At 68.3% G+C, this 14,077-nt stretch carries 13 protein-coding genes; 6 read left to right on the forward strand and 7 right to left on the reverse strand.

From position 1 onward, the window contains the following. Nucleotides 1–17 precede the first annotated feature (17 nt). From B9A95_RS03500 to B9A95_RS03520, 5 genes are all read right to left on the reverse strand, one after another. Nucleotides 18–1,085, reverse strand: a complete 1,068-nt coding sequence (locus B9A95_RS03500) for an ABC transporter ATP-binding protein (RefSeq protein WP_084045565.1) — start codon at nt 1,083–1,085, stop codon at nt 18–20. Further along, nucleotides 1,072–2,961, reverse strand: a complete 1,890-nt coding sequence (locus B9A95_RS03505) for a dipeptide/oligopeptide/nickel ABC transporter permease/ATP-binding protein (RefSeq protein ID WP_084045566.1) — start codon at nt 2,959–2,961, stop codon at nt 1,072–1,074. The genes B9A95_RS03500 and B9A95_RS03505 overlap by 14 nt, the downstream gene beginning before the upstream one ends. After that, the gene (locus B9A95_RS03510; RefSeq protein WP_084045567.1) at nt 2,958–3,944 is read right to left on the reverse strand and encodes an ABC transporter permease; all 987 of its coding nucleotides are present in this window, start codon (nt 3,942–3,944) and stop codon (nt 2,958–2,960) included. Before B9A95_RS03510 ends, B9A95_RS03505 begins: the two co-directional genes overlap by 4 nt. Before the next feature lie 83 nt (nt 3,945–4,027). Then, nucleotides 4,028–5,671, reverse strand: coding sequence for an ABC transporter substrate-binding protein (locus tag B9A95_RS03515; RefSeq protein WP_084045568.1), 1,644 nt, complete (start codon nt 5,669–5,671; stop codon nt 4,028–4,030). Nucleotides 5,672–5,768: 97 nt separating this feature from the next. Further along, nucleotides 5,769–6,794: a LacI family DNA-binding transcriptional regulator gene (locus tag B9A95_RS03520; protein WP_245808117.1), complete on the reverse strand. Its 1,026-nt coding sequence runs from the start codon at nt 6,792–6,794 to the stop codon at nt 5,769–5,771. Between the two features lie 300 nt (nt 6,795–7,094). Between B9A95_RS03520 and B9A95_RS33170 the strand changes: the two genes are divergently transcribed. The 4 genes from B9A95_RS33170 to B9A95_RS03540 all read left to right on the forward strand — a co-directional run bounded on the left by B9A95_RS33170 (nt 7,095) and on the right by B9A95_RS03540 (nt 11,072). After that, nucleotides 7,095–7,925, forward strand: a complete 831-nt coding sequence (locus B9A95_RS33170) for a hypothetical protein (RefSeq protein ID WP_084045569.1) — start codon at nt 7,095–7,097, stop codon at nt 7,923–7,925. Between the two features lie 153 nt (nt 7,926–8,078). Beyond that, nucleotides 8,079–8,762, forward strand: a complete 684-nt coding sequence (locus tag B9A95_RS03530; protein WP_084045570.1) for a response regulator transcription factor — start codon at nt 8,079–8,081, stop codon at nt 8,760–8,762. Between the two features lie 58 nt (nt 8,763–8,820). After that, nucleotides 8,821–10,236, forward strand: coding sequence for a HAMP domain-containing sensor histidine kinase (locus B9A95_RS03535; RefSeq protein ID WP_084045571.1), 1,416 nt, complete (start codon nt 8,821–8,823; stop codon nt 10,234–10,236). Nucleotides 10,237–10,304: 68 nt separating this feature from the next. Continuing rightward, nucleotides 10,305–11,072 (forward strand): M90 family metallopeptidase, encoded by a 768-nt coding sequence (locus tag B9A95_RS03540; RefSeq protein WP_084045572.1) that lies wholly within the window; start codon nt 10,305–10,307, stop codon nt 11,070–11,072. Here B9A95_RS03540 and B9A95_RS03545 read toward each other — a convergent pair. Next, nucleotides 11,061–11,972, reverse strand: a complete 912-nt coding sequence (locus B9A95_RS03545; RefSeq protein ID WP_084045573.1) for a diacylglycerol/lipid kinase family protein — start codon at nt 11,970–11,972, stop codon at nt 11,061–11,063. The genes B9A95_RS03540 and B9A95_RS03545 overlap by 12 nt on opposite strands. A gap of 22 nt (nt 11,973–11,994) precedes the next feature. Then, nucleotides 11,995–12,933: an alkaline phosphatase family protein gene (locus B9A95_RS03550; RefSeq protein WP_084045574.1), complete on the reverse strand. Its 939-nt coding sequence runs from the start codon at nt 12,931–12,933 to the stop codon at nt 11,995–11,997. A gap of 250 nt (nt 12,934–13,183) precedes the next feature. On the opposite strand from B9A95_RS03550, the gene B9A95_RS03555 reads away from it, so the two are divergent. Continuing rightward, nucleotides 13,184–13,456 carry a metal-sensitive transcriptional regulator gene (locus B9A95_RS03555; protein WP_084045575.1) on the forward strand — a complete coding sequence of 91 codons (273 nt, stop codon included), beginning with the start codon at nt 13,184–13,186 and terminating at the stop codon, nt 13,454–13,456. Between the two features lie 178 nt (nt 13,457–13,634). After that, the gene (locus B9A95_RS03560) at nt 13,635–14,054 is read left to right on the forward strand and encodes an HU family DNA-binding protein (RefSeq protein WP_084045576.1); all 420 of its coding nucleotides are present in this window, start codon (nt 13,635–13,637) and stop codon (nt 14,052–14,054) included. The last annotated feature ends 23 nt before the right edge of the window (nt 14,055–14,077 follow it).

A 14,077-nucleotide genomic window follows, 5' to 3' on the forward strand; every position in this document is an offset into this window, starting at 1 on the left:
GGAGAGGAGGCCGGCCTTCAGCCGAGCGCGGCGGGCCGCCCGCCCGGTAGCGGAAGGGTGGCCGGGTGCAGGGGCGGCTGTGCGGCCAGTTCGGGGTCGTGCAGGATGCAGCGCGCCTGGTGACCGCCCTCGCCCACGTCGTACATGCGGGGCAGCCCCTCGCGGCACACCGGGCGGGCGTGCGGGCAGCGCGGCTCGAAGGGGCAGCCGGGCGGGAGGTTCTGGAGGTCCGGGATCTCGCCGCGCACCTCCATGCCGGCTTGGGCGAAGTAGCCGTCGGGGTTGGGGGCGGCGCTCTTGAGCAGGCGCGTGTAGGGCATCTGCGGCTCACCGATCACCCGGTCTGCCGGGCCGATTTCCACAAGGTGCCCGGCGTACATCACCGCCACGCGGTCACTCATGTAGCGCGCGCCCGCGAGGTCATGCGTGATGAACAGCATGGACAGGCCCTCGCGGTCCCGCAGATCGAGCAGCAGGTTCATGATATCGAGCCGGATGGACACGTCGAGCGCGCTGGTGGGCTCATCCGCCAGGATCAGCTCGGGTTGCGCGGCCAGGGCGCGGGCAATCACGACGCGCTGGCGCTGCCCGCCCGACAGCTCGTGGGGTTTTTTGGCCGCGTAGCTCGCGCCGGGCGACAGGCCCACGCGGTCGAGCAGGGCGCTGACCTGCGCGTTCACGTCGCCGCCCGTGTGTCCGTGAATCTTGAGGGGGCGCGCGAGGATATAGCCGATGGTGTGCAGCGGGTTGAGGCTGGCGAAGGGGTCTTGAAAAATCATCTGGACCCGGCCCCGCAGCCGCTTGAGGGCCTTTCCGCGCAGGGGGCGGGGCACAAGCTCGCCCCCCAGGCGCATCTCGCCGCGCGTCGGCTCGTGCAGGTGCGCGATCAGGCGGGCCACGGTGCTCTTGCCGCTGCCTGATTCGCCCACCAGCCCCAGCACCTCGCCGCGCTTTAGGGTCAGCGTCAGGTCGTTCACGGCCGTCACGCTGCGCCCAGAGCGTCCCACGGAAAACACCTTGGTCAGGCCCTCCAATTCCAGCGCGGGGAGAAAGGAATCGGCGGCGGAAAGGTCAATCGGCGGCATCCGGATACTCCTTGACGGCGGGGGAATGCAGGAAGCAGGCCACGTGTTGCCCGGGTGCGACTTCCACCTTGGCGGGTTTGAGCACGTCACAGGTGCCGGGCATGCGCGAGGGGCAGCGCTCGAAAAACGGGCAGTAGGCGATGTCCTGGGATAAGGGCGGCGGACGTCCCGGAATCCCTTCGCGGCGTTCGCGCGGGCCGTCCAGCGAGGGAAAGGCCCCCATCAGTTGCCGGGTATACGGGTGCTTGGGCTGGGCGTAGAGGTGGTGCGCCGGAGCCTCCTCGACCACCTCGCCCGCGTACATGATGGCGATGCGGTCGCTCATCTCCACAAGCAGGGACAGGTCGTGCGTGATAAACACCACGGCGATTCCCAGGCGGCGGCGCACCGCGTCCACCTCCTGCAGAATCTGACGCTGCACCACCACGTCGAGCGCGGTAGTCGGCTCGTCCATCACGATGAGTTTGGGTTCCAGCGCCAGCGCGATGGCGATCACCACACGCTGCTTCATGCCGCCCGAGAGCTGGTGCGGATACGCTCCCAGATAGTCCTCGCGCAGGCCAACGAGCGCGAACAGTTCGCGGGCGCGGGCCTCCAGCCTGGCCCGGTCCTGCACGCCGTGGGCCTGCATCGCGTCGTAGACCTGCTCGCGGATCTTCAGCACGGGGTTGAGGATGTTCATGCTCGCCTGAAAGACCAGGCTGTAGTCCTTCCAGCGCACCCGCCGCAGCTGCTCGGAGCTGAGGGCCAGCAGGTCCTGCCCCGCGAGCCGCGCCTCGCCGCCGAACACGGCCCCGGGAGCGTCCAGCAGCCGGGTGGCCGCAAAGGCCAGGGTGCTTTTGCCGCAGCCCGACTCGCCCGCCAGGCCCAGGAACTCGCCGGGCGCCACGCTCAGCGTCACGTCGCGCACCGCGCGCACCTGGCCGTTTGGCGTGATGTACCCCGCGTCGAGGTGGCGGATGTCCAGCAGGGGCGCGGGGCCGGTCCGTTCGGGCCCGCTGGAGGTCTTCTTGCGCCGCAGCACCTGGGTGGCGCGGGTCGCGTGGACCACGCGGGGGTTGATCACCTCGTCGATTCCGAAGTTGATCAGGGCGAAGGCGGTGCCCAGCAGGGCGATGCACAGCCCGGGCGCGGCGACCCACCACCACGCGCCCTGCAGCAGGGCGCCCTTGGCTCCGGCCCAGTACAGCATGGTGCCCCAGGTGACCTGCGATACGTCCCCAATGCCCAGAAAGGCCAGGCCCGCCTCACTGAGGACCGCGTACAGCGCCGTGCCGAAAAAGCTCGCGGCGATCAGGCCCGCCAAATTGGGCAGCATCTCGGCGAAAATCACGCGGCCCGGGCCCTCACCGCTGACGACGGCGGCGTGGACGAAATCGCGGTTGCGCAGCGCCAGCGCCTGCGATCTGAGCACGCGCGCTCCCCAGGCCCAGCCCGTCAGCGAGATCACCAGGATGATCGACCACACGCCGCCGCCACGCAGAAAGGCGCTGACGATAATCAGCAGCGGCAGTCCCGGCAGCACCAGGAAGACGTTGAGCAGCACGCCCAGCGCCTCGTCGACCTTGCCGCCGAAATACGCCGCTGTCAGGCCCACGGCTGTGGCGATGGCGGTGGCGGCCAGGCCGGCAGTAAAGCCGATCAGCAGCGTCAAGCGCGCGCCGTACACGAGCTGCGCCCAGATGTCCTGGCCCAGGGGCGTGGTGCCCAGGGGATGCGCGCCGCCGGGTTTCAGCCAGGTGCCGAATTCCTGGGACGTGGGGCTGTAGCGCGTCAGCAGCGGGGCGCACAGGGCCAGCAGCAGCAGGGCCGCCAGCAGGGCCACGCCCGCCGAGGCGCGCGGCGAGCGCCGCAACAGGGTCAGCACGCCGTTCATCCGGCCTTCCCGTCACGCACGCGCGGATCGAGCAGGACGTACAGGGCGTCCACCAGAAAGTTGGCGATGAGGACCGCCAGGGCGATAAACAGGAAGATGGCCTGCATCAGTGGGTAATCGAGGTTGGTCACGGCGGTAAACAGTTGCAATCCCAGTCCGGGGTACGAGAAGACCTGCTCGGTCAGGATCGAGCCACCCACCACGAAGCCCAGCGCCATACCGAAAGCGGTGAAGGAGGGCAGCAGCGCGTTGCGCAGCACGTAGCGGTTGAGCAGTCGCCCCTCGCTCAGGCCCTTGGCGCGGGCGAAGGCGATGTAGTCTTCGCCCATCACGCCCATCACGTTGTTGCGCATGGTGATCAGCCAGCCGCCCGCAGCGGTAAGCACGATGGTCACCGCTGGCAGCACGGCGTGCCTCAGCATGGACGCCCACCACTGGCCCGAGAAGGGGGTGAGAAAGGGATCGAGGTTGCCGCCCAGCGGAAACACGCTCGCCCGGAACGCCAGCAGGTACAGCAGCAGCAGCGCGAACCAGAAGTACGGCATGGAGTTCAGAAAAAGCGCGATGGGCGGCAGTGCGTCGGCCACCCGGCTGCCGCGCCGCCAAGCGCTGTACAGTCCCAGGGCGCTGCCCAGCAGAAAGGACAGGACGGTGCACACGCCGATGAGTCCGATGGTCCACGGCGCGGCCTGCGCCACGATGTCGCGCACGGGCGTCGGAAACTGCCCAATGGAGCGCCCGAAGTCGCCGTGCAAGATCTTGCCCAGGTAGGAGAAGTACTGGCTCAGGGCGCTGCCCTGGTCGTTCAGCCCGTACGCGATTTTAAGGGCGTCTACGGCGGCCGGGTCGAGCTTGCCCTGGTATTTGGCGATCATGGCCCCGATGGGGTCGCCGGGCACCAGGCGCGGCAGGATGAAGTTGAGGGTTACGGCGACCCACAGGGTAAACAGCAGGAAACCGAACTTGCGCAGCAGGTAGGGCATGGGTGCAGCTCCGGGGGAAAAGGGGCCAAAGAGAGGGGGGGAAGGGACCCGGAACGCGGGACCACTTCCCCCACCCCCGCCGCTTACTTGGGCTTGACGTTGAGGTACATCAGGCGGGCGGCGAGGGTGTCGTCCGCCGAGCCGTCCGTGTAGGGGTTCTCGTTCGTCGGAAAGCCGGTAAAGCGGCTGGTGTTGTACAGCGAGAAATTCAGGCGGTCCGTCAGCGGGAACCAGGGCATGTCGCGCATCACCGTGGAGATGACGTTCCCCATCAGGCGCTTTTGCTGGGCCGGATCGCTGGTGGTCCGGAAGGCGTCGAGCGTCTTGGACACGACGGGGTTGGTGTAGCGGCTGAGGTTCGACGCTGCCGTCTTGCCCACTGGCGCGCTGAATTCAGGCGAGAAGCTCTGGTTGAACAGGTAGTACGGCGTGGGCCCGCCGCCCCAGCCCCAGCTGATGCCCATGTCGTACGTGCCGCCCTGGAAGCCGCCCGAGTAGCTGCTCCAGGCCTGCTGGTCGATCTGGGTATTGACCCCGACCTTCTTCAGGTCCTCGCTCATGACCTGCGCCATCGTGATGAAGTCGGTCCAGCCCGCGCCCACCAGGATCTTAAAGGTAGGCAGGGGTTTGCCGTCCTTGCCCAGGCGCACCCCCTGCGCGTTTTTCTTGTAACCCGCCTTTGTGAGCGCGGCGTCGGCAGCAGCCGGGTTGAACTTGATTTCCAGGTTCTTGGCGCTGGAAGGCAGCCACTGCTTTTGCTGGGCGGGAATCACGCCGCTGCTGTGGGCCGCTTTGGCCGCGCCCGCATAGGCTTTCTGGGCCACATCTGCAGTGTTGATCGCCTGCGCGACGGCGCGGCGGAAAGCGGGATCGCTGAAGGGGGCCTTGGCGGTGTTGAAGTACAGGTAGTTGTCGCCCGACACCGGCCAGTAGTAGGCGTAGCTCGGCCCCTTGGACGCGTACTGGCCCTTGGGATCCGAGATGCCCACGTAGCCGTAATCCGCCTCGCCCTTGAGCAGCTTCAAGAGCGCCGAGTCGTTGCTGTTGGTGGCCGTCCACACGATGGCGTCGATGTACGGCTGGCCCTTCATCCAGTAATTGGGATTTTTCAGCACCCGCAGCGCCTGCTGGCTGTAGGTGTCCATCACGAAGGGGCCGGTGCCCACGGGCTTGGTATTCGTCTCGGTCACGGGGTCCGTGATTTTGCTCCAGATGTGCTCAGGCACGATGATCTGGCCCGCAACGTACTGGAAGATGGGGGTGTTGGGCGCGTTGAAGGTAAACGTCACCTTGTTGCCGCCGGCCTTCACGGCCGTCAGGCCGTTTTTCCACAGCCCCGACGTGTCCAGCGCCGGGTACTTCTTGAGGTAGTTGAAGGTAAAGGCCACGTCGTCCGCCGTGAAGGCCTGGCCGTCGTTCCACTTCACGCCGCCGCGGGCGGTTACCGTCAGGGTCTTGTTGTCCTTACTCCAGGCGTAGTCGGTGCCCAGCACGTCGGTGACCTTGCCGTTCAGGCTGTTGACGTAGAACAGCGACTCGTAGATGGCGCTGTTGGTGGGCAGCAGGTGCTGGTCACCAGGCGCAAAGGGGTTGAGGTTGTTCGCCCCCCACTGCGACGAGCGCACGACTGTGAACACGGACTTGGGTTGCTGCGCAGACGCGGTGGTCGTGGCGGAGACGGTCAGGGCGGCGGCGAGGAGGGCGGCGGCGCTCAGGTTACGGTGCATGTAAGACCTCGGTGTGGAGTGGAGGGCGAAGGGCCGGACAGACGGACGGGTTGCGCAACAGGCCGGGCGCGAGAAGAGGGGGAGTGGGCGGGCAGGCCTAGGGACCCACGCTGGCCTCCTGTCCGGGCGGCGCGGTTGAGCTGCGAACGACGAGGGTGGCCGGGAACAGGATGTGGGACTCGGGGGGAGCGGCGCTGCGAATCAGGTCGATCAGCAGCTGGACCGCCCGTTCGCCCATCTCTTCGAGGGGTTGCCGGATGGTGGTCAGGGGCGGATCTGTCACGCGAGCGGCGTAGATGTCGTCGAAGCCCAGGATGGAGAGGTCGTGGGGCACCCGCACGCCCTGCGCCCCGGCGGCGCGCAGGGCCCCGATCGCCGAGCGGTCGTTGGCCGCGAAAATCGCGGTGGGCGGCTCGGGCAGGCTCAGCAGCCGCTGGGCGGCGCGCTCGCCGCCCTCCTCGGAAAATTCACCCTCCTGCAGGTACTCGGGCCTGGGTTCCACCCCGGCCTCGCGCAGTCCGGCGAGAAAGCCCTCCTCGCGTTCCTGGGCGTCCGGGCGGTGACTGTGTTGCCCCGTGATGTGGGCGATGCGGCAGTGGCCCAGGCCCGTCAGGTACTGTGCGGCGAGGCGTCCGCCCGCGTGGTTGTCGACCTGCACGGTGCGTTGTCCGTGTGCGCCCAGGGTAACCACCGGCACGGCGTCCCTGAAGATGGAGTGTTCGTCTTCCGTGGGGATGACCAGCAGCACGCCGTCGGCCATGGTCCGCAGCATGGTGGCGCGTTCACGTTCCAGCTGCGCGTTGCTGGCGGTGGTGAAAATCGCCAGGTTTAGTCCAGCGGCCTCGGCGGTCACGCTCGCGCCGTGCAGAATCTCGGACACGAAGGGCCAGTTCAGGCGCGGCGTCAGCACGCCGATCATGTTGCTGCGTTTGCCTGCCAGTGCCCGGGCAGCGGGGTTGACCACGTAGCCTGTGGCCTTGATGGCCTGCTGCACACGCTGCCGGGTCTTCTCGGTCATGCCAGGCTTGTTGTTGATCACGTTCGAGACGGTCATCTTGGAGACCCCGGCCGTCTGGGCGACGTCGGCCAGAGTCACCGTGGTCTTGGTGAGGACCTCGGTCACGCTTCTCCCTTCGGTAGGACTTTAGCGGTAAAGTGCTGTACCGGTAAAGTACCATGCAGCCCGGGAGAAGGCAAGCCCTCCAGCGGCCGGAACAGGGGCGGGCCGTTGGGGGTACGGGCCACTTCCGCGCCCGACCATCACGCCAGGTTCGGAGTTGCGGGGGCAAGCCCGCGGCCAGGCGTGTGGGTCTACCCGAGTTCTGAACATCTTCTACCCAGGCGTTGAATGCCGGCCTTCCATACTCCGGCCCAGGTGAGCGGAGAAGCGTCTTCCCGCACCTGAATCCAGAGGAGAAACGCCATGCAGAACAAGAAGAACGTCCTGACCCCCCTGATCCTCGCCACCCTCTTTACCAGCGTTACGGGCACCGCCTTCGCCGCCACCACCAAGGCGAATGCACCCACCCAGGCCCAGCGTGTGGCCCCCGCGCAGGCGGGCAGGCGGGCCCAGGGGGCGCAGAACCAGGCTGGGCAGCAGCGCCCGGAACGCCAGGCCATGCAAGTCGCCTACTACAGCGGAGACCCCCTGAAGGGCGGCCAGCGCCTGAGCACCAAGACCGTGACGGCGCCGGCAGACGGTCCTCAGGGTGGACGGCAAGAGGGGGCGCAGCAGGGCGCCAATCCCCTGGCGCAGAACGCTCCGAAGGGCGCAACCCACGCCGTTATCACCACCCCGTTCGGACGGCGGGTGGTGAACCTGAGCAGCTCCCAGAACGCGCCCCACCGCGGTGACGCGGAACCTGGCGGCCTGGGGCAGGGCGACCCGGGGGGACGGGGTCAGGACGGGAACGGCGGCGGACGGAACGCGGGGCCTCAGAACGGCGGAGCGCGGGACGGTGGACGCAACGGTCAGGTGGCTCCCGATGGTCAGAGGAACGGCGGCGGGATGGACGGCGGCACACGCGGACCCGGCGGCCCGGATGGTGGCGCGGGGCGGGGCGCGAGCGCCGTGACCTACTACGCGGGTGACCCTCTGGCGGGCGGCAAGGCCATCCGGACAGTGCAGCTGGGCCAGGCAGACGGCCGGAACACCGCCCTTCCGCAGGCCCCTCAGGGCGCGAAGTTCGCCGTGTTCGGGCGCGGCGGTGAGCAGGTCATCGTGGACCTCATGGCTGCCCCCCAGGGCCGCTAAACCTCCAGCCGGGAAACGGGGGGCCCAGCGCCTCCGTTTCCCGGTTCGTGCCCGGGACGCCAGCCCACCCGGTATGCCAGATTTGCCCATGTTCCTTTCCCGGTTGCCCCCCTTCCCGTTCCTGCGTCCGCATTTCCCCCGCCTGGAGGCCCTGTGAAAACCGTCCTGATCGTGGAAGACAACGCCGGGGTGCGGACGCTGGTGCGCGAGTACCTCGAAGAACACGGCTACCGGGTGCGCGTGGCGTCAAACGGCCAGGAAGGGCTGCTCGAAGCTCGGCACACCCGCCCGGACCTCGTGCTGCTGGACGTGATGATGCCCGGCATGGACGGCCTGGAGTTCTTGCGCCGCTTTCGGGCCACCGAGCAGGTCCCCGTGATTTTCCTGACCGCCAGGGACACCGAACTCGATAAGGTGCTGGGACTTGAACTCGGCGCGGACGACTACGTGACCAAGCCCTTTTCCATGGCCGAGCTGCTGGCCCGCGTGCGCGCCCACCTGCGCCGGGGCCAGGAACCCGGCGTGCCCACCACCCTGCGCGCCGGAGAACTCGAACTCGATTCGGTCTCCCGGACCTTTGCCGTGCGCGGGGCCCGGGTAGACCTCACCCGGTCTGAGTTCGAGCTGATGGCGGCCCTGCTGCGCTTGCCAGGCCGGGTCTTTTCGCGCCTGGAACTGCTGGAGCAGCTGCAGGAAGAAGCGCTGGGCTCCGAGCGCACCATCGACGTACACGTCCGAAACCTCCGCGCCAAGGTGGAGGAGGAACCCGGCAAACCCCGCTTCATCGAAACCGTGTTCGGCGTGGGTTACCGCCTCAACCCAGACTTGACGCCATGACCCGGACCCTCCCCGCATCCTGCTGGTCGCTGGCGACTGGCGGCCGAAAGCTTCACCCGTGAGGCGGCCCTTCTGGCAGACGCTGGCCTGGCGGCTCACGCTGGCCTTCGTGCTGGTGGCCGCCGCCGCGCTGGGTACGGTAGGCTTTATCTCGGCGGCCTCCACCCGCTCGGAATTCAGCGCGCTGCTGGGCGAGCAGGCCCGCGAGGACCTGGCCGCGCAGGTGCAGGCCTACGTGCAGGCGCACGGCAGCCTGAACGGGTTCCGCCCTGCGGGCCAGGGCCCAGCGGCGCAGGGGCAAGGGCAGGGACAGCCTCCCCGCCCCGGGAATCCTGGCGGCCCGCGTACCGACGTTCCTGGCGACGGCTTCCGCTTCCGCACGCCTTGGACCGTGCTGGACACAGGGTACCGCGCGGTGTTCGGAACGCCGGACCTGCCCGCTGGTGTCCAGGTAACGGGTCAGCGCGCGGCGGGGGCCACGCCCGTGCAGGTGGCTGGCCGCACCGTGGCTTACCTCCTGCCCTCGGGGTTGCGGCCGAGGACGGACCGGCGCAGCGAGGAATTCCTGGCCCGCACCACCCGCGCCATCGCCTGGGCCATGCTGGGCGCAGCGCTGCTCGCCGCCCTGCTGGGGGTGCTGATCTCACGCACGCTGCTGCGGCCGCTGCGCGAGCTGCTGGGCGGCATCCACGCGCTGCAACGTGGGGAGGCCCCCGCTGCTCTGGCACACACGCGCAGCGACGAGTTCGGGGAGGTGCTGGGGGCGTTTGGCGAGATGCACGCGGACGTGCTGCGCAACCAGCAGGCCCGCCGCCGCTTGACCGCTGACATCGCGCACGACCTCAATACGCCCCTCTCCGTGATCTCAGGCACGCTGGAGGGCATTCTGGACGGCACCTTTCAGTCCACTCCCGAGCGGCTGCGGCGGCTGCAGCGCGAAACCGGCAACGTTGCGCGGTTGGTGGGCGACCTGCGCTTTCTGGCCCTCGCCGACGCGGGTGAACTGCAGGTCAGCCGCGAACCCACCGATGTGACCGCGCTGATCCGTGAGGCGGTGGCCCCCTTTCAGGAACTCGCCGCCGCCGGGGGCGTGACCCTCCGCGCAGCGCTGCCAGAGGGTGGCCTGCACGCCGAGCTCGACCCCGGCCGCATCACCCGGGTCCTTCACAACCTGCTGTCCAACGCGCTGGCGCACACGCCGGCGGGCGGTGAGGTGCAGGTGGAGGCAGCGGCTGAAGGCGGGTCCCTGTGGGTGCGGGTGGCAGATACCGGCAGCGGCATTGCTCCCGAAAACCTGCCCCACGTCTTCGACCGGCTGTACCGCGCCGACACCTCCCGCTCCTCGGGGGGGAGCGGTCTGGGCCTGAGCATTTGCAAATCCATCGTCGAGGCCCACCGCGGCACTATCGCCGTGATGAGCGAGCCTGGACGGGGAACGGCCGTGACCTTCACATTGCCAGGACTTACATTTTGAACCGATTTGTTTTATAAAGTAAGACAAGAGGAGGCGGTTCTGTTTTCCGTCCGCCCCCCGGGAGCCTCATGTTTCGATTCCTGCGGCGTCAGGCCGTTCTCCGGCAACCCTTTCCCACCGCTTGGCTGAGCGTTCTTGAGCGGGAGGTGCCCTGGTACGTCCACCTGCCGCCCGAGTTGCAGGTGCGGCTGCAGACCCGCATCCAGATTTTCCTGGGTGAGAAGGCGTTCGTGGGCTGCGGCGGCCTGGAGGTCACAGACCGTATGCGGGTGGTGATCGCCGCCCAGGCGTGTCGCCTGGAGCTGCACCACACGCCCACCCATTTTCCCGACTGTCAGACCCTCTTTGTGTATCCCGGCGCCTTCGTCTCGGCCTTCACCCGGGTGCTTCCCGGCGGCGTGGTGCAGCAGGAGCCCGTGATTCGCGTCGGCGAGTCGTGGCACCGGGGCAGCGTTGTGCTCGCCTGGGACGCCGTGGAAGCGGCGCTGTATGAAGATCCCGGAGGGCGAAACGTCGTCCTGCACGAATTCGCTCATCAGCTTGACGGGGGGGACGGTCCCCCCGACGGCGTGCCCCTGCTGCGGGACCGGGCCGCCTACGCCCGCTGGACGCGGGTGATGGGCGCGGCCCTCGAGCGCCTGCGCCGGGCGCTGTGGTTTGGTTTTGCCCCCATCGATCCCTACGCCGCCACGAGCCCCCCCGAGTTCTTCGCCGTGACCACCGAACTGTACTTCGAGGTGCCGGAGCAGCTGAGGGCCTTTTCGCCCGACGTGTTTGCCCTGCTGGAGGACTATTACGGCGCGCTTCCAGCCGCTTCCTCCCAATTACTGAACTGATTCCCGGGGCAACAGCAGCGTCAGCGCCCCCGGCTGCACCTCGATCCGCACCTGTCCGGTTACGCCAGGCATCGCGGGACGCACCTCACCGTCCACGTGGAAGACCTGGCCGGTGTAGGAAATTTCCACCTGGCGGGCATTCAGCGTCTGCACCGTGGGTAAGGTTTCGAACTCGTCGCGGGCGAGTGCGGCGAGCGAGGCCACCCACTCGGCCAAATTCAGGGCGTCCACACGCACCACGTCCAGCAGGCCGTCACCTGGATCGGCGTTTGTGGCGAGGCGCAGACCGTTGCCGGTGGCGCGGATGTTCATCACCTCCAGCACCGTGGCCGGTTCCCCGGGGTGCGCCTCGCCGTCGACCGCCAGGGCCAGCGGCAGCGGCTCGAAGGAGGTCAGGGTGGAGACCAGGGCGCCGACCGCGCGCAGCGGGCTTTTGGGTTCGTCCGGTCGGTAGGCGCACAGCAGCTCGGCGAAGGCTCCGCAGCCGCAGGCTTCCAGAAAGACGTCATCTCCCCACGGCGCGGTGACGCGGCCCACGTCCAGCGGGCGGGTGGAGGCGTCACGGTAGGCGTGGGCCAGGTCCAGGGTCCGGTCAGTGAGGTCCAGCGTTGCCGCGACGTTGTTGGAGGTGCCCATCGGTAGGGGCGCGAGTTGCGCGCCGGGGCGGCCGAGCAGCCGCAGGGCCACGCCGCGCAGCGTACCGTCGCCGCCCGCGACAAACACGGGGCCTGTTACGCCCTCCAGCACGCGGTCCAGGTCTTCCTCGCAGGCGGTGGGCCGGTACTCGGCGCGGAAGCCGCTCTCCGCCAGAGCCCCGACAAGCGCTTCTGGCGTCACGCCCCGGCGGCCCCCTGCGCCCGGGTTAAAAATCAGCACCGCGCCGCGCGTTTCCTGGTTCATGCCCGCACTGTACCCGACGGACTCAGCGGTGGCCCGGTGTGGAACGTGCGGCCACGTTCCCCGTCCCCCGGCGGAAAAACAATTCCGTCATGGGCGCTGTCCGTGCGCTCTGGCCGAGGGGCGGCAGGCCGAAGCCGTCCGTCAACGTCCTCAACAGGTTGTAGTGCGTGTAGGGCGCAGCGCTCTGCACGCCGTGCGGCCCACGTTTCGTCAGCACGATGGTTGGAATCCGGCCTCCACCGCCGCGCAGGTCGTTCCCCTCGGCCTCGTCGAAGGTGATTACGATGGCTGCCCGCGCGTCCCACGCTGGGCTCGCCCGAATGGCCTGCACCCAGGCGTCCACGAAGGTGTCGGCCCGCGCGTTCAGCGCCGCTCTTCCCGGGCACGCGAGGCTGCCGTGCAGGTCGTGGCACAGGTCCGGCACGATCAGGGCGAAGTTCGGCACCTGCCCGGTCCGCAGGTCCTGGGCGAGTTGCGGCAGGGGCACCACCCGCGCCGCCCGCGCCGGACGATCTGCGATGCTGGGAAACAGCAGGAACGGGTTGTGCCGCTTGACGTAGGTCCACAGCGGCCCGCCGAACGCTCCCGAGAATCCCGCTGAGGGGAGCGACTGGAAATAGCCCTTCCAAGTCAGTCCCGCCGCCTCGAGTTCATCGGGCAGGGTGCGGCCCCGGAAGCGTTGCCCGGCGTCGTCGCTGTGGCTGCCAAAGTCGTTGCCGGCGATCAGGGCCACATAGTTGGGCAGGCTGGGGTGGGTCACCCCGTGGTCGTTCGTGGCGAGTGCCCCCTGCCGGGCAAGGGCCCCCAGTTTCGGCAACGCGGGGTTCCCGATGACGGCCTCCTCGCTGTGGTTTTCCAGCACGATGACGAATACGTGCGAGAAGGTGGTGGAGGGCGCAGGGGCAGGACGCGCCGTTCCCGCGCTCAGCAGCGAAAGCAGGGGCAAAAAGGCGCGGTGCATGGCCCAGGGTAGAGGCCCGGAGGCTGAGAAAAGCGGGGCGGAACCCGGGCGTTCGTTTCGGTTTGGCCCCCGGAGCGGACGGGAAGGATCGGCACGCGTGGGGCCCTCACCGGCGCGGCATACGGGAGGGGCGAGGGTCTCCCTCTCGGCCGCAAGCCCGGCTGTGGGCGCGCTCACCCCGTTGTCTCACCCTTTCCCTATCCCGGGGGGGTATGTTTCGGTGGAATTGCTGCTCTCCGAAAGGACCGTGATGACGCCAGAGCCACCCACCCTTACCCAGGCCGACGAACGCATTCTCAAACGGCTGCGCCGGATTGAGGGCCAGGTCCGTGGGTTGCAACGCATGATTGAGGAGGGCCGCGACTGCCACGAGGTGCTGACGCTGCTCTCGGGCATTCGCAGCGCCCTTGACGCCTCCGGCGAAGCCATCCTGGAGCAGTACGCCTCGGGCTGCCGCGCGCAGCCAGGCGAAGCGGTCACCCCGCAGGACGTGGTGCGGGCCGTGAAACTGTTGCGGGGCTGAGCCGCTCAGATCTCCAAAGCGGCTGGACACCGTTTAGGCCGCACTTCCCACGCCCACTTGATGAAGTTTTAGCAAAACGTCGTCCTGGACGTTAAAAAGAGTTTTCACTCATTGGGAAACGTGTGCTGGCGCGGCTCCGCGGTTCTGCCCCCTCTTCACGTGCGGGCCGGCATATGTCATGCTGCTCACCATGACGAAGAAATCGACGAAAGCGCCCGCCAAGAAGACCGCTGCCAAGGCGGCTCCCGCCCCCGCCCAGGCTGAGGCTCCCCGCAAGGAAGGCCGCGAGGGCAGCGGCAAGATTGCCAAGACCCAGCTCGTGGAACTGGTCGCCGACAAGACCGGCCTGACCAAGAAGCAGAGCGAGGAGGCCGTCAGCGCCATGCTGGGCGTGATTGTGGACGCCGTAAAGGGCGGCCAGAGCGTCGGCCTGCCCGGCCTGGGCACCCTGAGCGTCAAGGCCACCGCCGCCCGCACCGGCGTGCGTCCCGGCACCTCCGAGCGTATCCAGATCCCTGCCGGCAAGAAGGTCGCCTTCAAGGTCGCCAGCACCCTGAAGTCTTCCCTGGGCCTGACCGGCGACGACGCCAGCGAGTAAGCCGCACCACACCATGGGCGCTC

Origin of the sequence: Deinococcus hopiensis KR-140 (genome assembly GCF_900176165.1) — a bacterium.
GTDB lineage: Bacteria > Deinococcota > Deinococci > Deinococcales > Deinococcaceae > Deinococcus > Deinococcus hopiensis.